Source organism: Veillonella sp. T14073-2, assembly GCF_002959875.1.
Lineage (GTDB): Bacteria > Bacillota > Negativicutes > Veillonellales > Veillonellaceae > Veillonella > Veillonella infantium.
In genome coordinates this window covers 65,898-88,995 of the sequence record NZ_PPDC01000008.1, presented here as the reverse complement: position 1 = coordinate 88,995, position 23,098 = coordinate 65,898, and the positions used below count along the sequence as shown (strand labels likewise).

Genomic DNA, 23,098 nt, shown 5'->3' with positions numbered 1-23,098 from the left:
AGATGTGTATAAGAGACAGTCTTTATTTTGTCTCTCTAATTTCTATTAGTAATAACCTTATCAAAGCCATGCATCATATATTAGCTCTTAAAATATGTCATTAATAATATTAAGCTTTAAATACCCCATTATTTAAATACAAAAAACCTCTCTATAGTAATTACTACTATAGAGAGGCTTTTAGAAGCATTAAATTGCATAGGATACAAAACCTAGGACGTGATCAACTGGAACAGGACCAATGAAACGACTATCACTAGAATGATTTCGGTTATCCCCCATCACAAATACATGTCCTTCTGGAACAGTAACCGGTGTAGAACGTGTATAATTCATTATTGTATCTTTAGTATATGGTTCTTGTAATTGTTCACCATTACGCCATACATGACCATCTTTAAACTCTAATACATCACCTGGACGACCAATAACACGCTTAACCCATACATCATTTGTTTGAGCAGCTTTATTAAAGACAGATGCATAGTTCATCAATGGTTCTTCTACATCATCTACCCAAGTACGTGCACGATTAACACGACTATCAATGATTACAATTTGTCCATAATTTGGCATTTCATTCATAATATGATGCCACTTCGTTACAATTAAATATTGACCATTATGTAGTGTATCCTCCATTGATTCACCAGATACCCGTGTTGGTTGAATCAAGAAGATATGAATTACCATAGCAATAACCAATGCTAATACAATGGCATAAATCCAATCTAATATTTCTTTTACTATTTTATTACTCATATTAACCCCTTAATGACCGTTTTTTGTAAATCTACCACCAAATACATCATGTACATCCTGAATCGTAATAAATGCCGATGAATCTACTTCATAAACAGTATTTTTTAACCTCATAATCTCAAGTCTTGTCACCACAGAATACAAAACATGTTTAGGTTGCTTTAAATAGCCCCCTTCACCATACATGATGGTAACACCACGATTTAGGTTCGCATTTAATGCATCTGCAATCTTTTTAGAATTCTCTGCATCGGTAATAATCATGACCCCTTTAGATTCATCAAGGCCTGTAATTGTAATATCAATCATCTTATAGGCAATGAAGTATGCAATCAAGGAGTACATAGCACTATTCCAACTATATACAAAACCCGCTGCGCCGAGAATAATAAGATTCATGGCCATTACGATTTCACCTACAGAGAAGGTTGAACGTTTATCAAATATAATGGCTACGATTTCAGAGCCGTCCAAAGAACCACCGTTACGTATAATGAGGCCAACCCCAATGCCTAAGATGATACCACCAAAGATAGATCCTAAAAATGGATCCGATGTAATCGGTGTGAAATCATGAGCAAAGGTTGAAAAAATAGCCATCCATACGATGGAGAACAGTGTAGAAAATGTAAAGTTTTTACCGTTAGCTCTATAGCCAAGATACAAAAAAGGCAAGTTCAAGAGTACAACGAAAATACTGAAAGAAATTCCTGAAAGCTCTGCAGCCATCAAGGAAATACCAACTACACCACCATCGATGATACTATTCGGTACTAAAAATAAATCTAAGCCTATAGTATAAATTAGAGCCCCTAAGATCATCATTAAGCAACGCATAATAAAATTTGACCACTTATGCGTTGAAGCTTCATTTTTCATGCACTTCTCCTTTACCGTACAACTGCTCCATAGCATGTAGTCTCTTTTCTTCCAACTCACTAGAGTCCATCATATTATTTTGTATATCATTAGCAGTTTGGTTTAACTGTTTTGTATAACGTAAACCAATAACAAAAGCAGTCAAATCATCTACAGGCTCTGGTGGAAATTGCATAGACGTAGGGATAATCTTACGCCACCCTGTAGGTGAATTATATTGCCAATATAATTTTCGAGCCTCCTCAGTACTATGCGATTCATCAATTAAACTAGTAGTAATTCTGTGATTTCGTCCAATTTGTTGGAGAGATGGATATAAATATTTATGATTTGTACCATTTCCACATACCATATGAACAACACCATAATATTCAGTTAATATACGTTCAATTTCACCATTGAACTGTTTTGTCATAATAATTTTACGACATACCATAGTACCAGAAGGTGTTACAATTGCTACACCTGTTTTTTCATTGCCTGGATCTACAGCCAAAATGTACGTAGTATCAGTCATATTACTATCCTCATTTCTAATACAGCATTTATATTTTAACACAAAACGAAGGTCTTATGTAAAAATTTACATAAGACCTTCGTTTAAAGTATATAAACCAAAATACTATTCAATTTAATAAGCTGGCATTTTAGCCTTATCATTAAAAACAGGCATTTGAGTAATACGTAATTTAAGATGTACAGGACCAGATGAATATGTATCACCATCAACATACGCTTCCACATGAACCTTGCCATGCATTGTAGCAATACGACGAATAGCAGTAAACAAATCATCCCCTGGTATCGTTCCGATATCACCAGATAAGGAATCCGGAATAATCCCTTTCTCTCTTGCCTTTTCATTTACTTGCTTTAAGAATTGAAGCATAGCAGATTGAGCGTTAGGGCCACCATCCATTACAGCAGAATAGATTACTTCTCCATTTTTATAAATAAATTGTTGTGGGTAAACTTGAATAACTGCTACCGCTGGTTCACCAGCAATAATATTTCCAGCAGCAACCACTTGAACCACCATTGGAGTCTTTGCACTATTAAGCTTTTGTGTAGCTACCTCAATATTTTGACGATCTACATACACAACAGCCTGACCTTGATCTTCTATACCAAGACGACGTAATACCAATTTATTTGTATCATCAATAATATTTTTGATGGCTACATGGCTATCTTCTTCACTTAAACCAGGTCGAACAACAGCTTGAGCCAATAATTGATCAACTTGGAAAAGAATTGTACCTTCACGCAAATGAATAATGCCATTTTGCAACTGTTCCTGCGTTGTCTGTAAATCCTTAATATGAGCTTCCATCTTGGCTCTTGTAGCCTCTAAATCAGCTAATTTTTTAGATACTTCATCATATGAAGCTTGAAGTGTAGCTAACTCAGCTTCAGTCGCATCTTTAGCCGCTTGTGCACTAGCCAACTCAGCCTTAGTTGCATCAACCTCTTTACGAATTTGCTCTATTTCAGCCATTCGTTCTGCTAATTCTTGCTTATTTTGCTCAAGCAATGCTTGTCCTCGAATAAGCTCTTGCGTCTTAGCAGCTACCTCATCATTAAGTTGCTTCATATCTGCTCGTAACTGATCCATCCCAAAGAGCGCTGTTCGTACGCTTTGAGATGTAATAGTTAATACACCTACTGTAGCAGCAGCAACTAACAATCCCGTTACGATAGTAACAATAATCGATGTATGCTTAGGCCTTAATCCAAAGAGGGACATGCGACGCTTACCAACTTTGGTGCCTAACTTATCCCCCATGTAGGCAATAAGTCCACCCATAAGGGCGATAATAACTAATATTTTAACACCTACTAACATCGAGTCCCTCCTTTCATAAGATTACACAATTATTGGATGCGAAAATATGCTATTTCTTAAATCAAATTTATTTATATACTAGGTTACTTAGATACACGCCAATTTAAGTATAGGCCAGCAATAATGCCTAATGTATCTGGAATTAATGCAGCAAATACGGTTGGCAATGCACCACCTTTACCTAATGCACCAGCAAATGTCATCACTCCATAATAAATAAAGATGATTAAAATACTGATACCAAAACCAATCGATGAGCTAGAACGTTGCTTTTGAAGACCTAATGGAGCACCTACAAGAGCAAATACAAAGCTAGCTAATGGAATTGTAAAACGTTGATACATTTCCATTTCTAGTTTATTGGCATTCGTATAAGCCGCCTTATACGCTTTAATTTGATGACGTAATTCTTTGATTGTTAATTCTTCTGGTTTACGTTGATCTTGTTGAATATCCTTTGGTGCAGACTTAATTGGCAAGGATTGCTCCTTGAACTTCATTGTACGTTCTACACCATCGCCAGCGGAAATATCATAAATGATACCATTTTGCATCACCCAATATTGACCATTCCAGATAGCAGTATCCGCATTTTCAACTTGTTGTAGTTTTCCACCTTCTCCAAACTGTTGCACCGTAATCATAGATAACTGTTTAGTTTCAGCATTATAGCTCTTAGCATACATCAATGTACCTAAATCATTACCATTCATTGTTTTCAAAACGATATGATTTTGTGTTTGAGGAGACGCATTTTTCATAATCTGCTCGCGCACAATCGTTTGATACATATTATTTGTACGTGGTACAACAAATTCATTAAATGCGACAGCCCCAATTGAGATGATAAGGGCAATAATGTATACAGGCATCGCTAAGCGTAAAAAGCTAAGACCACCGGCACGCATAACAACAATCTCACTAGTACTACTCAAACGACTAAAGGTCATAAGAGAAGCCAATAATACTGACATCGGGAATGTTAAGATAACAATACTTGGCAAGGCCAACACAAAAGCTTTCATAACAAGCACTAGCGGTGCCCCATATTCAGTAATATATTGAGCAATTCTAAACAATGTGCCTGTGCCAATAAAAATACTGGTAAAAGCAAATACCCCAAATAGGAACGGACCTACAAAGGCTTTTAATATATATTTATCTAATAATCTCATAGTCCCCTCCTATAATCTAAAGTTATCCCCTAAGTAATGCTCACGAGCGATTGGGTCGTTTGCAATTTCTTCAGGGGTGCCTTCTAGGAGGATCTTACCACTACTTAAAATATAAGCCTTATCTACAATCCCCAATGTTTCACGCACATTGTGATCTGTAATCAAGATACCAATACCGCGATTTTTTACATGCAAAATGATTTGTTGAATGTCAGCAACCGCGATAGGGTCGACGCCAGCAAAAGGTTCATCGAGAAGAATAAAATTCGGTTCTAACGCAAGACAACGAGCGATTTCTACACGACGGCGTTCACCACCAGATAGCTGCATCCCCATACGATCCCGAACATGACCAATATGAAATTCTTCAATGAGGGATTCCACTATAGCTTCAATTTCATCAGATTTCTTCGATGTTGTCTGTAACATTGCTCGAATATTATCCTCAACAGTCATAGAGCGAAAAATTGATGCTTCTTGCGGAAGATACCCAATACCTTCAGCAGCGCGTTTATACATTGGAATATTCGTAATATCCTTGCCATCAACGGTAATGATACCTGAACTAGGTCGTTCAATGCCAACAATCATATAGAATGATGTAGTTTTCCCTGCCCCATTAGGACCTAGGAGCCCAACGACTTGCCCCTTATCAACGCGTAGACTAACCCCGTCTACTACGTTGCGCCCGTTAAAGGTTTTGACTAAGTTTTTGGTTTCTATATACATATTTAATCCTTATTGATTTGGAACAATGATAAGCGTACTACGACCACCTAATGTTTCAGCAGAATCATCAGCAAGGCGAATCTTAAGCTCTGGTGCATTAAGTACATTACCGTTTTGAACAGCATGAGCAGAGCCAGATAAGAGTACAACTCCATCATTTTGATTTGGTGTTTGTGTATAGGTAGCTCGTTCTGCAGAACCAGATACATTTCGTTCTGGATTAGAGAATGTCACATCCCCTTGTGCTACTGCGCGAATTTCTTTTAGCCAACCTTCTACTTGATTACCTGTTAATGTAGTACCTTCTGCAATTAAACGAGCGTTGCCAGATACAAGGCCATATTCTGTATCTGTATTATATTCAACTTTATCGCCAAAAATTTGACGATCACTACGTTGTAAATGAACACCGCCATTAGCAGTAAATTTATTATTATTGTAGCTGTGCACTGATTGTGCAGACATAGCCATATCAGAACCAATCAAAGATACACCACCTTCAAGACTTGCTTCTTGAGTTTTTGTGTTGTACCAACCATTGGCACCAGTCATAGTTTTATCAGCTTGAGTAATAACAACATTACCGGTTGCATCAGCACGACCTGTATTGCCATCATAAGACAACGTATCAGCGCTAATAGTCAATGGGTCATTTGCAGCCCAAGCTGTAACAGATGCTGTCATGAGTACAGCCAAAATAGCCATACCAATCTGTTTTTTCTTATTCATCATATTTCCCCTCAATTACTTCTTCGTTAATTTTGCGTTGCCAATGGCTTTAATAATTTTCAAAGCCATATTACCTTCAAGCTTATCGCCTGTAATAGTTACATCCTTACTGTTATAAGTAAAAGCCGTCTTAGATGTCAACGTTTTCGTTTTGTTATCAAAGTGAAGGGCTTCTGTTTTAAATTCTGCACCTTCTGTATTGGTAGCTGTAACGCCTTGGTCGATATCAAGAGAATTGCGGTCCCCCGTCAATACAGCATGAGGAGCTGTAATAGTAGTGGTCACATCATCTTGATAGAAAAGACCCTTCAAATTAGTCAAAACGATGGCCTTTGTCCGTGGGTCATATTCAATCTTTTCAGCTGATAAGGCCCACACTAATTTGCCATCCTTTTCCTCTTGTAGGTCAGCACCTTGGAAATTAACGAGTTGACCATTCTGATTTTGAGTGGTACCCACATCACCAGAGTCTTTCATAATATATACGATAAGACCAATTAGAGCCAACACTATAACGGCCACTATGGCAATTAATTTTTTATTATTTTTCATGTGCCCTCTCCCGTGCAGCTATCTTCTTATCATAATCAATAATTTGATCCATCTTAGTCATCCAGCGATGTTGGAACCAAAGCCATTCATCTGGATGCTGGCGAATAAAGTCTTCAGTAACGCGTACACATTCCTCAGTTAGGCGATACATATCTGCATCTTCATCGCCAGTGTCAATATAATGCAATGCTGGTAAAATGTGAACAATATGCCCACCTTCAGCCTTGCGAGATGCAAAAATGGGAACTACGGGAGAACCAAATTTTTTCGCAAATGTAGCTGGCCCAATAACCGCTGAGGAGTCTTGACCTAAAAACGGAACTGGTAAACCATGTATATATCCATCTTGGTCAGCTAAGAAGCCAAGCAGTTTTTTCTTCTTTAAAGCCTTTGCAGCGGAAACGATTTCATTGCCACCACTAGCAAATACATCAAGTCCCACCATCTCACGATACTCATTCATGAGACGTGTAAATTGAGCATTCGGTTGTTTTTTAACAATTGTGGTAGATGGATATCCATGAGCCGCCATAGCAGCGCCCATCCATTCCCAATTGCCTACATGTCCAGTAAGAACAATAACGCCTTTATCTTCTGCGATGGCTTCTTCTAAATATTCGACACCACGCATTTCAATATGTTTATCGATAAAGGATTTTGTAAGGTTTGGCATGTACAATACTTCCATAACACTACGGCCAAGATTTTTAAATAACTTTTCAATTAATTGTTCTGCCTCTTGATCATTCATGTTCATGCCAATTTTTATGTTTTTTATACCTCTAAGTTTTTGCTTCTTCGCTATGAGACCATATACTGGTCCTAAACTAGCGCCTATGAGCAAAATGAGCTTATACGGCAGTCGGCAAACGAGCCAGCTAATGCCTTTAACTAAATGGTATTGCCATTCGTTATTCATTCTGCCCACCTCCTTTATTGTCCATGAGCATGGGCCTCTCGTGCATAGTCTGCTACAACAGTTTCCCATAAACCTTGATTTTTCAAGATATATTCTACAGCCTCTCTAACAGCACCATGGCCTCCATTGACAGTAGATATAAATTTAGCTAATTCTTTGACCTCTGGTACCGCATTATTTGGTGCCATTGGTAAACCTACGATTTGGAGTGCCCCTAAATCATTTAGGTCATCCCCCATGTAAGCAATCTCTTCTAAATTGATTTGATGCTCTTTACAAAGGGTTCTTAATGCTTCTGTCTTATTCGCATGCCCCATAAGCAATGCATCAAAATGAAGTTCCTTAGCACGTCGCTCAACCATAGGAGATATCCGTGCTGTGATGATGGCAAGCTTAAGACCTACTTTTCGAGCTGCCGTTAATCCTAGACCATCTTTTACAGAGAAAGACTTAAGCTCTTCCCCACTTGATGTATAGATTAGAGTACCATCAGATAGCACGCCATCAACATCAAGAACAATCCATTGAATATTCATTATACAATGCCTCTACGCAATAAATCCGTAATATGAACAATGCCTAGACATTTATTATCTGTATCTACAACTGGTAACACCGTAATAGGGCGTGGTTGATTTTTCTCCATTAAATGAAGAGCTTCAGCCGCTAATTTGTCCTTTGTAATCGTACGAGGCATAGAGGTCATCATATCCTCTACAGGCCATTCTAGGAAATTACTACCAGAATCTAATCCGCGACGCACATCACCATCGGTAACAAGGCCTAATAAGTGACCTTCTTCATCAATAACATTAGTAGCACCTAAACCTTTTTCGGTCATTACAAAGAGTGCATCTCGCACTGTTGCACCTTTAAATACCGTAGGATTATCTTCACCACCATGCATAATATTTTCTACGGTCAACAATAATTTGCGACCAAGAGAACCACCTGGATGGAATACAGCAAAGTTTTCAGGTGTAAAGTGATGTCGTTCTAATAAGCATACTGCTAAGGCATCACCTAATGCTAAAGCAACAGTAGTACTTGTAGTAGGCGCTAACCCTAATGGACAAGCTTCACGTTCTACTTCAGCAAGCAATACAATATCAGAATTCTTAGCTAATGTAGATTCTGGTTTACCTACAACACAAATTAATTTTGCACCTATGCGACGTAAGGATGGTAAGATACTGATGATTTCGCCTGTTTCACCACTATTGGAAAAAGCTAATACTACATCATCTTCTGTAATCATACCAAGATCGCCATGCACACCTTCACCAGGATGCATGAAAAGTGCCGGTGTACCAGTACTAGCCAAAGTAGCCGCAATTTTGCGACCAATATGACCAGATTTTCCCATACCAGTACATACTACACGACCCTTACAAGCCAAAATCATATTTACAGCATTTACAAAATTGTGATCCAAACGAGAACTTAATTCCTCAATAGCACGTGCTTCCTCATGAAGTACCTGCGCTGCTTGTTCTAAAATAGTCACAAATACCGCCCCTAACCTTTTACGATTTTATCAATAGCTACTAAATCTCGTAGCAAAGCTTCAAAATTATCTAAGTATAACATGTTTGGACCATCGGATAAGGCTTCCTCTGGATTATCATGTACTTCAAAGAATAGACCATCTACACCACTTGCAACAGCGGCACGAGCCAAGTTTGGTACAAATTCGCGATTACCACTAGATTTAGTACCTGCACCACCAGGTAATTGAACGCTATGTGTAGCATCGAATACTACTGGATAATCGAAAGAACGCATAATTGGGAAGGATCTCATATCTACAACGAGATTGTTATAGCCAAAGCTAAATCCACGCTCTGTAAGCATAAGATTTTCATTGCCTGTTTCTTTCATTTTGTTTAAGACATTTTCCATATCTTTAGGCGCCATAAATTGACCTTTTTTCACATTTACGCATTTGCCAGTTTTAGCTGCACCATATACAAGGTCTGTTTGACGACATAAGAAGGCTGGAATTTGTAAAACATCCAATACTTCTGCAGCCGGTTCGATTTGTTCAATGGAGTGAATATCACTTACAACTGGTACATTGAGTTCTTTTTTAATAGAAGCAAGGATTTTTAGACCTTCCTCAAGACCTGGTCCACGGAAAGAACCATAGCTAGAACGGTTAGCCTTATCAAAAGAAGCTTTAAAGATATATGGAACTCCTAAGCCTTCACAAATTTCTTTTGCTCGTTTGCCAATAGCCAATGTACGGTCATAATCTTCAATAACACAAGGTCCAGCAAGGACAAAAAGACCTTTACCGCCACCGACAGTAATATCTTTAATTTGAACTGTTTTCATTTATTTCTCCTCTTGCTCGTAAATTGCATTTACACGAGCTAAGTCTTCCGGTGTGTCTACACCGATAAATCGTTTATCTGTAAGAATAACACGAATAGTATAGCCATTTTCAAGAGCGCGCAATTGCTCTAACGATTCGGTTTGCTCCGCTGGTGTTGGTTCCATCGTTGCATAGTTTAATAAGAAATCTCTACGATATGCATAGATACCAATATGTTTTAACGGCGCACGTACAAAATCATGACGAGGATAGGGAATTAAGGATCTAGAAAAATACATCGCATCATTGCGATTATTTAAAATAACCTTTACCGCTGACGGTTCATCGTATTCATCCTCCAATAAAGGAGTAGCTACGGTAGCCATTTGCAAGTTTGGATCTTCTTCAAAAAGATGGGCCAAGTCATCAATAAGGTTTGGCTCAATCATAGGTTCATCACCTTGAACATTAATAATGACATCTAAGTCTGTATAATGATTAGCAACCTCGGCTAATCGATCAGTTCCTGTAGGGTGATTAGGGTCTGTCATCATAACAGATCCCCCAAAGTTTTGAACTGCAGAATATACACGTTCATCATCTGTAGCAACAATAGTACACTCTGTTTTTGTCGCTTGTGACACTCTTGCATAAACCCGTTCAATCATTGGTTTACCTGCAATATCCGCTAATGGTTTCCCTGGTAATCTTGTAGAACCATAACGAGCAGGAATAACGCATCCAAACTTCACAATAAAACCCCATTTCTGTTATTCGTGTATCTAATTATTATACACTAAATCTCTAAATTTTCTATGAATTCTTGTTTTCCAGAGATGAACTCAATTCCAATAGATAGCACTAGAATCGGTATTTTTAAATCTTCAATTGCATGCAATTGACTTAACTTCACCGCATCCTTCTCCGTGATACAAATAGCATCTGCTTGATGAGCAAATGCCTCTTTCCAAATATCTACAACATCATCATTTTCGAAATTATGATGATCACCAAATGGCATTGTATGGACCACATTATATCCGATATCGGTCAATGTTTGTGTAAAGGATTGAGGGTTCCCAATACCACTAACCGCCATGATTCGATGCTTTTCATATGTATCGACTGGAGAACCATTTTCTCCGTTAGCCCACTCATCTAATGTATACATACATTGAGGCTTATGGATTGTTTCATATACAGGTGTATTGGGAAGCATATGAGCTAAACGCTTACGGATGCCTGAAACAACACCTGGTGCCACTTGATCCACCTTGGTAAGAATGATAATACTAGATCTCTGTAAGCCACTAAGCGGTTCTCGTAATAAACCACGAGGTAATACATGGTCATAACCAAATGGGTTAGAAGCATCAATAAGAACGATATCAATATCTCGAGCTAATGCGCGATGTTGAAAGCCGTCATCCATAACTAAACAATCTGCACCGAGCTCATCTATGGCAATTTCTGCAGATTTGGCCCGTTCACGGCCGATAATCACATTAGACTTTTGTAATACTTTTGCCAACAACCAAGCTTCATCACCACTAATAAATGGCTCCACCAACATAGCACCATCTTTAGAAATAATTATATTTTTCTTATTGTCCTCAGCCCGATAGCCACGACTAAGCACAGTAGGATGGAGTCCTTTTCGGGTGAGCACATCACATATAAATCTCACCATTGGGGTTTTACCTGTACCACCAGCAGTAATATTACCAACACTGATAACCGGAACGGTAACTTTAGTAACCCCTTTTCCCGCATCAAATCGAGCGTTTCGTATAGATACAGCCTTTTCGTAACCTTTACTCAGAAAGCCCAAGCTGGAACGAGCTATATCACCTAATATGGATTGATTCTCACCACTAACGATGGATTTAAATAATGCTTCCCCACTCATAGGTGACTCCTCCTATTATGTAACATCATAGATGAATGTAATAAATTATATCTAGCTTATGGAATAATATGGTGTTTTTCAAATAACTGACGTAACTCTTGTGTATTGCGTTGTGTAGCACCGCGATTTTCACGAATAATATCAAGACAGTTTTGACCCATTTCCGTTGATAAATCCTTATCCTTACATAATTGCAATACCATATCAGTTAATTCTTTACCATTCTTTACCTGCTCACAAGCATGACGAGAATGCAATAAAGCGAAAATCTCTTTGAAATTGAACATATACGGTCCTACAAGAATTGGTTTACCATGTGCTGCCGGTTCGAGAATATTATGGCCCCCAGTTTTCACAAGAGAACCACCAACAAAAATAATATCCCCTAAGCTATACAAACGACCGAGTTCGCCAATAGTATCCAAAACAACTACAGGTATTCCTTCATGAACTGGCTCAGTCATATCACTACGACAAATAGCATTTAATTCATAACGGTTCGCTAGATTTTGAACATCATGACCGCGATATATCTCACGAGGCGCAATTAGTAAACGAGCTTGAGGGTATTCTTGCAATACTTGTTTAAAGGTCTCAAATATTGTTTCTTCCTCACCCTTATGTGTACTACCAGCAATAATTATAGGATGATTATTACCAAAGCCAAACTCTTCAAGAAGAGATTGTTTTTCTTCATCTGATACAGTAGCGTACGTTTGGTCGTACTTCATATTCCCTGTTACGGTAATATCTGGTGTATGAGCTCCTAACACTTCAATATGTGCTGCATCAAACTTAGATTGCATACAAAAACGTTCAATAGAACGCAACATTTCTTTTGTGAACGCACTAATATATTTATAGCGTTTCATACTACGATCAGAAATCCGCCCATTAACCATCATAACAGGAATATCTTCTGATTGCGCAATACGCAAGAAATTTGGCCAAATTTCTGTTTCTACAAGCAAGATGGCAATAGGTTTAATAATATGCAAAATCTTACGTGTCAAATAAGGTAAATCAAGAGGGAAGAAAATAATACCTTCTGCCTCAGGAATAATGCGATGTGCCATTGCATGACCTGTAGCCGTTACAACAGATACGACCACAACGGCTTCAGGAAATTCCTTTTTTACCTCTTTTACTAATGGACTAGTAGCTACAATTTCCCCTACAGAAGCAGCATGAATCCAAATAGCACGACGGCCTTCTATTTTCTTTAGTAATGAGGCTGGCATATAGCCTGCACTCTGTTTGATACGCTCATAAAATCCATCTTCAAAGGCGAGACGGTATAAAATAACCGGAATCAAGCCAATCCAATAAAATATGAGCAATACATTATATATCCAGTACATGGTTATCCTTTGTTGGAGAATTGAACGGAATAGAGATGATTGTACAATCCGCCATTAACAGCTAATAGCTCTTGGTGAGTCCCCTGCTCTACCAAGTGACCTTGATTAAGTACAACAATTTGATGAGCATTTTGAACTGTGCTCAATCGATGGGCAATAACAAATGCAGTACGCCCTTTCATGAGGCGATCTAGTGCCTCTTGTACAAGTTTTTCACTTTCTGTATCTAATGCAGATGTGGCTTCATCCAAGATTAGAATACGAGGATCTTTTAAAATAGCACGTGCAATGGCTATCCGTTGACGTTGACCGCCAGATAAGGAGCTACCTCGCTCACCTACAACTGTGTCGAGACCATCAGGCATCTTTTCTACGAACTCAAGAACATTAGCAGCCTTAGCAGCTTCATATACCTCTTCATCAGTAGCATCTAATCGACCATACAAGATATTCTCTTTAATCGTGGCATTAAATAATACTGTTTCTTGTGGTACAAGTCCAATTTGCTCACGTAATGATTTAAAAGTAACATCTTTTACATTATAACCATCAATGGTAAGAGCGCCACCCGTTACATCGTAGAAGCGAGGTAACAAGTTAGCAAGAGTCGTTTTACCTGCTCCAGATGGACCAACAAGGGCTACACTTTCACCAGCCTTAACAGACAACGTGAAGTTTTCAAGCGCCGTTTTTTCACCATCATAAGAGAAGGAAACATCTTTAAACTCTACATCGCCTTTAATGGATGGCAACGTAGTAGCATCAGCTTTTTCTACAACATCCGTCTTAGTATCTAAGATTTCAAATACACGATCAGCTGCTGCTAAGGCTTTTTGAATATTACCATACACTTGGCTCAAGCGTTTTACCGGGTTGGACAAGTTAATGGCATAAATCAAGAACGCAATTAAAGAACCAGCCGTAATTGCACCAGTTACTACGGAATAGCCGCCGTACCATAGAATAACCGCTACAGCGATAGCCGCAGAGAACTCAACCATTGGGCTTAGTAAGCTAGTCAATTTGGTAGCCTTAATAACAGCTCTAAAGTTACGATCATTTTCATCTTCAAAGCGCTTGCGCTCAAAATCTTCACGAGAAAAAGATTTCACCACTCTAATAGCGCTGATAACCTCTTGTAAAAGTGCCGTAATATCGGCTATACGTCCTTGCACGTCATGACCTGCAACGCGAAGCTTTTTACCAAACACATTAATAATTATCAAGACTACTGGAACTGTAACGAAGGTAACGAGTGTCAATTTCCAATCGATGAGAAGCATAGATACCAAGGAACCGATAAGTGTTACGGATTCAGTAATAAAGGAAATCAAATTATCTACAACGGCAGTTTGCAAGGCAGCAACGTCATTCGTAAGATTACTCATGATGACGCCAGTCTTACGACGGTCAAAATAAGATAAACTTAATTTTTGCAAATGATTAAAAATAGCCTCACGGACATCGATGATGACACGTTGTCCAATGTAGGACATATTATAGGTTTGACCATAGGTAGCAAAGCCACGAATTAAGAATATAAGAATGATAGCCCCTACAATGAGGTTCAACATAAACATATTTTTGTCATCTAATACTTGGTCTACTACATTTTTAATTAGCCAAGGCACTACCAAGTACGCCGCAGCCGCAATAATCATGCAAAATACTGCAAAGATCATGCGTTTATAATAAGGCTTTACAAAGTATAAAAGCCTAGAATAACTATTCATTACATTTCTCCTTACCGAGATCATATACAAGATGTGCTACTCGTTTTACAGCACCAGGCTCACCTAATTTATGATGCACCTCACGTAATTCACTGCGCATAGCTTTATTTTTCTCAACATCAGTTAGAAGAGGTTCCACTAAAGATACAATAGCCTGTGGTGTAACAGAATCTTGTAATAATTCAGGAATTACCTCTTTACCGGCCACAATATTAGGCAAGCCTACATGTGATACATTTACTACCATTTTCCCAATACCATAAGTAATTGGGGATACACGATACAGTAACACGGTCGGTAATTCCATCATTGCCGTTTCCAACGTAGCAGTTCCTGATGCGGCCAGGCATACATCACAAATCTGCATCAAGTCATACGTATGGTCTTCTGTAATCGTAACAGGCACCTTATGAGCATCGATGAAAGTTTCTAGTTCACTACGATCGATGGTATGTGCCCGAGGCAAGAAGAATTGAATATCTTCATGGTTTGCCATCAATTGCTCGCCACTTTTTAACATCGTATCAAGCAAGGATAAAACCTCTTGCTTACGACTACCAGGCATAAGCAATACTTTTTTAGCTTCTTTACGAGCCCCAAAGTATTCTTCAGCCTCCTCTTTAGTCATCGTAGGATGTACGATATCTAATAATGGATGCCCCACGAACTCTACATCGCATTTATATTTGCGATACGCTTCAGCTTCAAAGGGGAATATGGATGCAACCTTTGTTACATACTTACGAATTGTATTACCACGACTGCTATGCCATGCCCAAATTGTAGGAGCAATGTAATATAGAACAGGAATCCCTAATTCATGGGCTACGGCTGCCAGCTTCATATTAAATCCAGGATAGTCTACACATACGAGAATATCTGGTTTTTCCTTCATCATGACGCGTTTTAAATATGTGCGAAGTTTAAAGAATTTTGGTAAGGATTTAACAATCTCTACAATCCCGATAACACCTAAATTTTTAATATCATATACGATGCGAACACCAGCGCGTTCCATCAAGGTGCCACCCATACCAAACATATCGACCGAAGGATCTATTTCTTTTAGTGCATTAGCAACGCTGGCCGCATGAGTATCACCGGATGCTTCTCCGGCGGAAAACATGACTTTCATTATGCATCCTTTCTGGAATTCACAAATTCTTGGTCTACAGCACAGATGACAATACCATGGCGATTCGCCATATCAAGTACGTCTTCTTGCTGAACAAAAATAGTCTTTTCTGCTTCAACAGCTAACACTTTACAGCCACTGTCAATCATAGACATTAATGTTTTAATCCCCACAGCAGGTACATCAAAACGCACGTCTTGATTTGGCTTTTCTGTTTTAACTACAACTGCATCGCCACGACCTAACTCACCACCACGCAAAATGCACTTATCAGTACCCTCAATAGCTTCAATTGCCATCGCCGCTTTATGCTTAACAACAACGGTTTGACCAATATCAAGCCCCCCCATTTGTTTTGCTAATTCAAAGCCAAAGCAAATATCCGCCCATTGTTCATCAGTTGGTTGTGCTTTGGAAAGCACCCCCACCTTCGGCATAAATGGTTTAAGATATACGGTTTGATCTAAAACTTTAAACCCTTCTCTTTCAATTTCATCAACGATGGCAAGCATAATCGTGTCATCCTTACGATTTTTCAAACGTTTAAGCACGCCTAATGTTTTCAAATCTGGGAAAGCAAGGCCCTTAAAAAGAATTTCTTTAGTAACTTTGCCTAACATAGTTAACTCTACAACACCTTCATTTTTCAAGGTTTTGAAGATTTTACCTAGTTTAGCAACACTGATATCATAGAAAGCATCGGCCTCAGTCTTCAAAGCCGGGTCTATATCTGGAACCACGCCGATAACAACTACCTCGTGACCTAATACATGAGCGGCACGCATGAATTCTACAGGTAAAACTCCAATGCCTGCAATCAATCCTACCTTTGCCAAGACTATACCTCCTAGATGACCTACGGCCTATATATCAATTAGTAATTACAAATTTACAATAAATAATGCCTCAAAAAAGACATAATCATATACAATATATTGTACTATAAATGGACACTTTTTACCATTAAAACACCATGTTTTATGCCTATTTCTTCAACATTTTAACAGAATTATTTTAATACCAATTTTACAACTTAGAAACGTAAAATTTATTCAAATATTTTTATCAAAATATTTTATATTAATGAACTACCATTATAAAATTCTTATCCAATTAAAACTCTAAATTTTATAGATCATATAAAAATATTAATATTTATAGATTACACAAAAAGACCTCGTACATTGTACGAGGTCTTTTGAATTAGTCGCGACGTGTACGCATAATACCACGATCGGCATTGCGCAAGAAGCGTAATAAATTTTCAATTTCTACAGAAGAATCAAGCTGCATTTCCATTTCTTCAATAGCCTTAGATAAGCTAAAACCAGAACGATAAATAATACGGAATGCTTGTTTCAAATCTCGGCGTACTTCTTCTGAAATGCCTGCACGAGATAAACCAACAGAGTTAAGGCCGATAACACGCGCCGGTTGACCATCAGCAATAACGTACGGCGGAATATCTTGAACCACCTTAGCCATGCCACCAACCATAGCATTTCGACCGATCTTAACAAATTGATGAATACCTGCAAGGCCACCAATAACTACGCGATCTTCAACGATAGCGTGACCAGCTAAGCCTGCACAGTTACTCATAATTACATTATTACCAACAATACAGTTATGAGCCACATGTGTACATGCTTGAAGCAAGCAGTTATTACCTACACGTGTTTCTTCACCTTCTCCAGTAGCGCGGCTAATAGTAACAAATTCACGGATAACCGTTTCATCGCCAATATTACAATAGCTTTTTTCACCTTTGAATTTTAAATCTTGCGGTTCCAACCCAATAGATGCGTTAGGATAAATCTCACAACGCTTACCAATGGTTGTCCAACCACCAATTACAACATGTGCACCGATTTGTGTACCATCGCCGATTTCGACATGTTCGCCGATTACAGCACCAGGACCTACGATTACATCTTTGCCCAATTTAGCATTTGGATGGACTATGGCTGTACTATGGATGTTGGATTCTGCATTTTCCATGCCTACAACTATCACTACAATCACTCCTCAATCATTATACAAGGGCAAACATGTATTCACCGCTAGCGCACAATTTGTCGCCAACATAGGCACGGCCTTCAACCTTACCCATTTTACCTTTGATTTTTACAATATCAACTTCCATACGTACTTGATCACCAGGTTTTACAGGATGACGGAAACGAACTTTATCAATACCTGTAAACATAGGTGTAAGACCTCGGTTTTCTTCAGGGTATAACAAAGCAATACCACCAACTTGTGCAATAGCCTCAGTCAATAACACGCCTGGCATTACTGGATTACCTGGGAAGTGACCTTGGAAGAACAATTCGTTAAATGTAGCATTTTTAATGCCCACAGCGCGTTTCATAGGTTCTAACTCAACGATGCGATCTACCAAAAGCATAGGATAACGATGAGGTAAAATTTCTAAAATGTCTTCGTGATTAAGAATCATGGCTGTGTCTCCCTTATTTCTTCCATTATACTACGAGCCAATTTTGAGTTTAATTCATGACTCGATTTCATAGCAATTACATGACCTTCGATTCGTCCTAATAAGAATAAGTCGCCTACTACGTCTAATGCCTTATGACGAACTAATTCGTCATCAAAGCGAGGTACAGACAAACACTTCTCATCATCATAAACTAACGCATTATCTAAGGTACCACCTTTTGCAAGGCCCATAGCCTGTAATTGTTCTAATTCTTTCATAAATCCGATAGTTCTAGCAGCACTAATATGCTCTTTAAAGTATTCTGGTGAAACCTCAAAATCGCAATTTTGCGTACCAAGTAACGGATGACTGTTAACCGATGTAAATGTAATGCGATAGCCATCGTATGGCAAAATAACTATAAAACGATCACCATCATAAATAGCATGGGAGCGAGTTATTTTATATACATGACGTGGTGCTGTTTGTTCTTGAATGCCAGCCTCTTCTATAAGGCCTACAAAAATAGCACTACTACCATCACCTACAGCAGGTTCAGGAGAATCCATCTCGATATAACAGTTATCAATATTCATAGCACTGAACGCAGCCATAACATGTTCTACAGTGAAAACCTTCGCTTCACCATTTTCCAATGTAGTAGCGCGCATAGTGTTCGTCACATTATCAATGTGTGCTCGCACAGAAGGATGACCTTCAATGTCCGTGCGGATAAACACAATTCCTGTATTTTCAGGTGCAGGTTTAAAAACCATATTCACTGGTTCACCGCTATGAAGGCCAATCCCTTGATATGAAATAGCCTGTTTAATTGTTTGTTGTGGCTTACTCATAAGAAAGTCCTTTCATAATCTGAATTCACGTTTACTATACACCAATATGTATTATACCCTATTTGCATAGGTGATACAAGAAATTTACCATATATTCAATGATTTTGAAAGCATTTTTCACATAATTAACTTTATATAAATTTAATTATAAATACTACTTTATACACTGCAAAATAAAAAGAGACTTTACTATGCTTTATTCATGCGGTATCTAAATCGATACTGTACAAATAAACATGTAAAATCTCTTTATATTTAATAATTAGCGATATACATCTGGCGGAGTATCAATCTGCTCGCCGTAGAAACGACGTGTCCACTTCCAACGGTTATGAAGCCAGAACCAATCTTCAGGATAACGCCTAATATAATCTTCAATAAACTCATTAAGTAGAGTAGTAGTAACAGCTATATCGCGTTTTTTATCATCTGTACGCTCCACATAAATCGGTGGATGTGCTTCAATCTCATATTTTTCAGAAAATGGACTATAATGTATAGTCACAAAAATGATTGGTACATCTTGCATACGAGCCAGTACAGCCGGACCAGCAGCTGTCAATGTTTCATAACCAAAGAATGGTACAAGAACGCCATCATCACCAGGATCCTGATCCATAATAAGGCCTAAAAAAGCACCTTTTTTTAGTTCATTGATCATTTCCCGCACACCAGTTTTATAAGTCACATGTTGGTGCATAATCCGACGATATTCATTGATAAACTTATCGGCATCACCATTCTGTTTCATTGCTACAGAAATCAACGGATACCCTTCCGAAGCAAGAACCCCCCCAAGGAGTTCCCAGTTGCCACTATGAACAGCCGCCAAAATTGCGCCTCGACCATTTTCTAAAGCATCATCTAAGTACTCTTTGTTAATAAACTCTACCATATCTTTGTATGCACCATCCTTAATTTCAGGATAGCGTAATACATCGATAATCATGCGACCAAAGCGTGTTGTACTAGCTTTCGCAATGCGTCGAGCTTCCTTGGGATCATCGGTAATATTACAGAATAGAATTTGGCCTATCGCTAGGCGCTTGCGTTTAGGCGGCACTACTAGCCACGCAATTTCACCAAGCAATGTACCAATAGCATATTGCAAACCTTTAGGTAATAAGCAAATAAAGGCACTAAAGATTTTCATAAACCTATACATGGATTATTAGCTCTCCTTCAGCTGTGCTTTCAAAGCGTCAATTTCTTTTTGTAATTGTTTTACTGTTTTAACCATATCCGGCAAACGGTTTTCATAAGCGGCCAATTTTAACCATTCTTTATGTGGTCTCATAGGATAGCCCGCCATAATAGAATTAGATGGTACATTACCTGTAATACCAGTCTTTCCAGCAAATTGCACATTATCTCCAATTGTGATATGTCCAGTACAACCAGTTTGACCTGCAAAGATTACATGATTACCACATTTAGTACTACCTGCAATACCAACTTGAGCAATTAAGAAGCAATCTTCACCAATTTCCACATTGTGACCAAGGTGTACAAGGTTATCGATTTTTGTACCACGACGAACTAATGTAGATCCCATTGTAGCATTGTCAATTGTTGTACAAGAGCCAACCTCAACATCATCTTCAAGAATAACATTACCAACTTGTGGAATATGAGTATGTACGCCATTCTCTGTAGCAAAACCGAAGCCTTCGCCACCAATTACTGCTTTAGCACGCAATACAACGCGTTTACCTAAAATACAGTTTTCATGAACAATAGCGCCTGCATAAATATCAGAACCTTCACCAATACGCACATTATGTCCAATATAAACATATGGGCGAATTGTTACATTATCTTCAATGACTGCATTATCATTAATAACACAATAGGCACCAATAGCAACATTTTTTCCAATCGTTACATTTTCGCCAATAATAGCAGTGCTATGCACTTCTCTAGGAACAACAACAGGTGGATGGAAGAGTTCTAACACTTGTGCAAACGTTGCTTTTGCATTATCAACTACAATTTGAGCCATCGGTGCATCTTTCACTTCAGATTCAACGATCACAGCACCCGCTTGGCATAATGCAATATGTTCAACATATTCACCTACTGCAAAAGTTATGGATTGTTTTACAGCTTGTTCAAAGCTACGTGTCTCAGTAATAACAATAGATGCATCGCCTATAACACGACCACCTACTAATGTTGCGAGTTCCTGTAAAGTTTTTTCCAAGGTAAACTCCTCCCCCTGTAATAATCCTTAATTATTGTGCACTTTCCTCAGTATTAACTGCTGTAGTTTGACCTGCTTGTTGAGCATTTTGTTGTGCATCTTGTTGTTCTTGTGCTTTAGCTGCATTTTGAGCTTCTTTAATTTGGTCATCAGAAGCTTTGCCCATCTTCGCAATCAGATCATCAGTCACATCAGTGCCACCACCAACAACAGCACCTTTTTCGATAACAACATCAAGTTTTTTCTCTTTTACAAGTTCACCAACTTTTTGTTCTTGATATTGACGATATTCTTGTGCTTTTGCATTGGCAAAGGCGTTTAATTCTTGATTAGCTTGATTAAATACATTTTGTTTAGAGGCTTCATCAGCGGCTGCAATTTTAGCATCCAACTCAGCTTTTTTAGCATTGATTTCTTTAGTGATTTCAATACCTTTTTCAGTGCTGTTTGCTACTTTCACGCTATCAACATAACCGATATTATTAGAACCACAACCACCTAAAATAGCCATAGAAGCCACTAAGGATGCACCTAATACTAAAGATTTAATACGTTTATTCATAATATAACTCCTTATTGAACTCGATAGGACGCTTTTACAGCATCAGTAATATCAAGCCCCTTAATATTACCACCATCATCGATGATGACTAAATCTAAATGTTGTTCCTCTGCAATAATTGCTACACGCATACGGACATCTTCTAAAATGGCCTCATGAAGTGCACTCACTTCAGCTTCTTTATCTGAAAGCTTTTTAGCCCAAGAATCATTCCAGTCCTGAGCAACAGGTAAGTTATTATTAGCAATAATAGATTGTGCTTGTTGTTGTACCATAGTATCCCGTTTTGCAGCCAATTCCTTTTGTAAAGATGCTGCATATTGGTTAAGCTCTTCTTGCCCTTTTTGTTGCATAGGAGCAAGTTCTGCTTGTACTTTAGCCTTAATAGAGTCTACATCTAGATTAGATGGTTTTCTCTTAGCTAATAACTCCTTCAATCGTTCCTCTTTCTTAGCCTTCTCTGCCATAGCCGCTTCTTTTTGTGCATCATCAATGTATACACGAGCATCATAAGCATATAAATCTAATTGAAGATTTACAATTTCAAGATCATATTCATTAGCACTAACTTTTAACTGGGCTAAATATTTTTGAGTGAGTTCATTTCGTTTCGCATTTAATTGCTGATTCAATTCATTTTCTTTTGTTGCAATACGAGTTTGCAATTCCACCGTAAGAGCATCTGACAAGGTTGAATCTAATGCAAGAGATTTCAACTGTTCCTCTTGTGTCTCTGACTTGGCATTTAGAGCTTGTTGCTCAAGTTCATATTGACGTTGTAAAAGGTCCAATTCATTTTTTGCTTGTTTATAATCCTCATAAGAAGGATTAAACTCTAATACATCATCAATACGTACAACACCTATTGATACCCCATCAGGACTCTGCTGACGATTCGTCACAAATCCATAGGCCCAAACCATAGCACATAATGCAACAACGAGAAATATGGCAAATCCTATATATCGTTTTTTCCCGTTCATTGTCGTT

General features: G+C 38.3%; 25 protein-coding genes. All 25 read right to left on the bottom strand.

All coding sequences use genetic code 11. The features are described from left to right. Positions 1-189 precede the first annotated feature (189 nt). The 25 genes from lepB to VCHSUH04_RS08390 all read right to left on the bottom strand — a co-directional run bounded on the left by lepB (position 190) and on the right by VCHSUH04_RS08390 (position 23,091). Positions 190-762 (bottom strand): signal peptidase I, encoded by a 573-nt coding sequence (gene lepB / locus VCHSUH04_RS08510; RefSeq protein ID WP_005387312.1) that lies wholly within the window; start codon positions 760-762, stop codon positions 190-192. Between the two features lie 9 nt (positions 763-771). Continuing rightward, complete coding sequence (locus VCHSUH04_RS08505; protein ID WP_105086201.1) at positions 772-1,641, bottom strand: YitT family protein; 870 nt, start codon at positions 1,639-1,641, stop codon at positions 772-774. Beyond that, positions 1,631-2,158, bottom strand: coding sequence for a hypothetical protein (locus VCHSUH04_RS08500; RefSeq protein WP_105086200.1), 528 nt, complete (start codon positions 2,156-2,158; stop codon positions 1,631-1,633). The genes VCHSUH04_RS08505 and VCHSUH04_RS08500 overlap by 11 nt, the downstream gene beginning before the upstream one ends. A 114-nt stretch (positions 2,159-2,272) precedes the next feature. Then, positions 2,273-3,487: a DUF3084 domain-containing protein gene (locus VCHSUH04_RS08495; protein ID WP_105086199.1), complete on the bottom strand. Its 1,215-nt coding sequence runs from the start codon at positions 3,485-3,487 to the stop codon at positions 2,273-2,275. Positions 3,488-3,570: 83 nt separating this feature from the next. Further along, the gene (locus VCHSUH04_RS08490; protein WP_105086198.1) at positions 3,571-4,662 is read right to left on the bottom strand and encodes an LptF/LptG family permease; all 1,092 of its coding nucleotides are present in this window, start codon (positions 4,660-4,662) and stop codon (positions 3,571-3,573) included. Positions 4,663-4,671: 9 nt separating this feature from the next. Next, the gene (lptB, locus tag VCHSUH04_RS08485; RefSeq protein ID WP_105086197.1) at positions 4,672-5,391 is read right to left on the bottom strand and encodes an LPS export ABC transporter ATP-binding protein; all 720 of its coding nucleotides are present in this window, start codon (positions 5,389-5,391) and stop codon (positions 4,672-4,674) included. A 9-nt stretch (positions 5,392-5,400) separates the two neighbouring features. Then, positions 5,401-6,123 carry an LptA/OstA family protein gene (locus VCHSUH04_RS08480; RefSeq protein ID WP_105086196.1) on the bottom strand — a complete coding sequence of 241 codons (723 nt, stop codon included), beginning with the start codon at positions 6,121-6,123 and terminating at the stop codon, positions 5,401-5,403. 12 nt (positions 6,124-6,135) lie between these two features. Then, positions 6,136-6,672, bottom strand: a complete 537-nt coding sequence (gene lptC / locus VCHSUH04_RS08475) for an LPS export ABC transporter periplasmic protein LptC (protein WP_105086195.1) — start codon at positions 6,670-6,672, stop codon at positions 6,136-6,138. Then, the gene (locus VCHSUH04_RS08470) at positions 6,662-7,591 is read right to left on the bottom strand and encodes a lysophospholipid acyltransferase family protein (RefSeq protein WP_105086194.1); all 930 of its coding nucleotides are present in this window, start codon (positions 7,589-7,591) and stop codon (positions 6,662-6,664) included. The genes lptC and VCHSUH04_RS08470 overlap by 11 nt, the downstream gene beginning before the upstream one ends. A gap of 14 nt (positions 7,592-7,605) precedes the next feature. Further along, positions 7,606-8,127, bottom strand: a complete 522-nt coding sequence (locus VCHSUH04_RS08465; protein WP_105086193.1) for an HAD family hydrolase — start codon at positions 8,125-8,127, stop codon at positions 7,606-7,608. After that, complete coding sequence (locus tag VCHSUH04_RS08460) at positions 8,127-9,098, bottom strand: SIS domain-containing protein (protein ID WP_060924938.1); 972 nt, start codon at positions 9,096-9,098, stop codon at positions 8,127-8,129. Before VCHSUH04_RS08460 ends, VCHSUH04_RS08465 begins: the two co-directional genes overlap by 1 nt. An 11-nt stretch (positions 9,099-9,109) precedes the next feature. Continuing rightward, positions 9,110-9,928, bottom strand: a complete 819-nt coding sequence (kdsA, locus tag VCHSUH04_RS08455; RefSeq protein WP_105086192.1) for a 3-deoxy-8-phosphooctulonate synthase — start codon at positions 9,926-9,928, stop codon at positions 9,110-9,112. Next, complete coding sequence (gene kdsB / locus VCHSUH04_RS08450; RefSeq protein WP_105086191.1) at positions 9,929-10,660, bottom strand: 3-deoxy-manno-octulosonate cytidylyltransferase; 732 nt, start codon at positions 10,658-10,660, stop codon at positions 9,929-9,931. It abuts the gene before it with no gap. A 44-nt stretch (positions 10,661-10,704) separates the two neighbouring features. Next, positions 10,705-11,817 (bottom strand): tetraacyldisaccharide 4'-kinase, encoded by a 1,113-nt coding sequence (lpxK, locus tag VCHSUH04_RS08445; RefSeq protein ID WP_105086190.1) that lies wholly within the window; start codon positions 11,815-11,817, stop codon positions 10,705-10,707. A gap of 56 nt (positions 11,818-11,873) precedes the next feature. Then, positions 11,874-13,178 carry a 3-deoxy-D-manno-octulosonic acid transferase gene (locus tag VCHSUH04_RS08440; RefSeq protein ID WP_105086189.1) on the bottom strand — a complete coding sequence of 435 codons (1,305 nt, stop codon included), beginning with the start codon at positions 13,176-13,178 and terminating at the stop codon, positions 11,874-11,876. A gap of 2 nt (positions 13,179-13,180) precedes the next feature. Beyond that, positions 13,181-14,911: an ABC transporter ATP-binding protein gene (locus VCHSUH04_RS08435; RefSeq protein ID WP_105086188.1), complete on the bottom strand. Its 1,731-nt coding sequence runs from the start codon at positions 14,909-14,911 to the stop codon at positions 13,181-13,183. Then, positions 14,904-16,046, bottom strand: coding sequence for a lipid-A-disaccharide synthase (gene lpxB / locus VCHSUH04_RS08430; RefSeq protein WP_105086187.1), 1,143 nt, complete (start codon positions 16,044-16,046; stop codon positions 14,904-14,906). The genes VCHSUH04_RS08435 and lpxB overlap by 8 nt, the downstream gene beginning before the upstream one ends. Next, entirely contained in the window at positions 16,046-16,882 is an 837-nt protein-coding gene (locus tag VCHSUH04_RS08425; RefSeq protein ID WP_105086186.1) for an LpxI family protein, read from the bottom strand. Before VCHSUH04_RS08425 ends, lpxB begins: the two co-directional genes overlap by 1 nt. Before the next feature lie 367 nt (positions 16,883-17,249). After that, a complete protein-coding gene (lpxA, locus tag VCHSUH04_RS08420) occupies positions 17,250-18,062 on the bottom strand; it encodes an acyl-ACP--UDP-N-acetylglucosamine O-acyltransferase (RefSeq protein WP_174683260.1) in 813 nt (270 codons plus the stop codon). Between the two features lie 19 nt (positions 18,063-18,081). After that, a complete protein-coding gene (gene fabZ / locus VCHSUH04_RS08415) occupies positions 18,082-18,507 on the bottom strand; it encodes a 3-hydroxyacyl-ACP dehydratase FabZ (protein ID WP_004695477.1) in 426 nt (141 codons plus the stop codon). Next, positions 18,504-19,343, bottom strand: a complete 840-nt coding sequence (gene lpxC / locus VCHSUH04_RS08410) for a UDP-3-O-acyl-N-acetylglucosamine deacetylase (protein ID WP_105086185.1) — start codon at positions 19,341-19,343, stop codon at positions 18,504-18,506. The genes fabZ and lpxC overlap by 4 nt, the downstream gene beginning before the upstream one ends. 262 nt (positions 19,344-19,605) lie before the next feature. Continuing rightward, positions 19,606-20,508 (bottom strand): lysophospholipid acyltransferase family protein, encoded by a 903-nt coding sequence (locus VCHSUH04_RS08405; RefSeq protein ID WP_105086184.1) that lies wholly within the window; start codon positions 20,506-20,508, stop codon positions 19,606-19,608. Between the two features lie 6 nt (positions 20,509-20,514). Then, a complete protein-coding gene (gene lpxD, locus VCHSUH04_RS08400) occupies positions 20,515-21,546 on the bottom strand; it encodes a UDP-3-O-(3-hydroxymyristoyl)glucosamine N-acyltransferase (protein ID WP_105086183.1) in 1,032 nt (343 codons plus the stop codon). A gap of 31 nt (positions 21,547-21,577) precedes the next feature. Then, entirely contained in the window at positions 21,578-22,108 is a 531-nt protein-coding gene (locus tag VCHSUH04_RS08395) for an OmpH family outer membrane protein (RefSeq protein WP_105086182.1), read from the bottom strand. Positions 22,109-22,119: 11 nt separating this feature from the next. After that, entirely contained in the window at positions 22,120-23,091 is a 972-nt protein-coding gene (locus VCHSUH04_RS08390; protein WP_105086181.1) for a hypothetical protein, read from the bottom strand. Between the last annotated feature and the right edge of the window lie 7 nt (positions 23,092-23,098).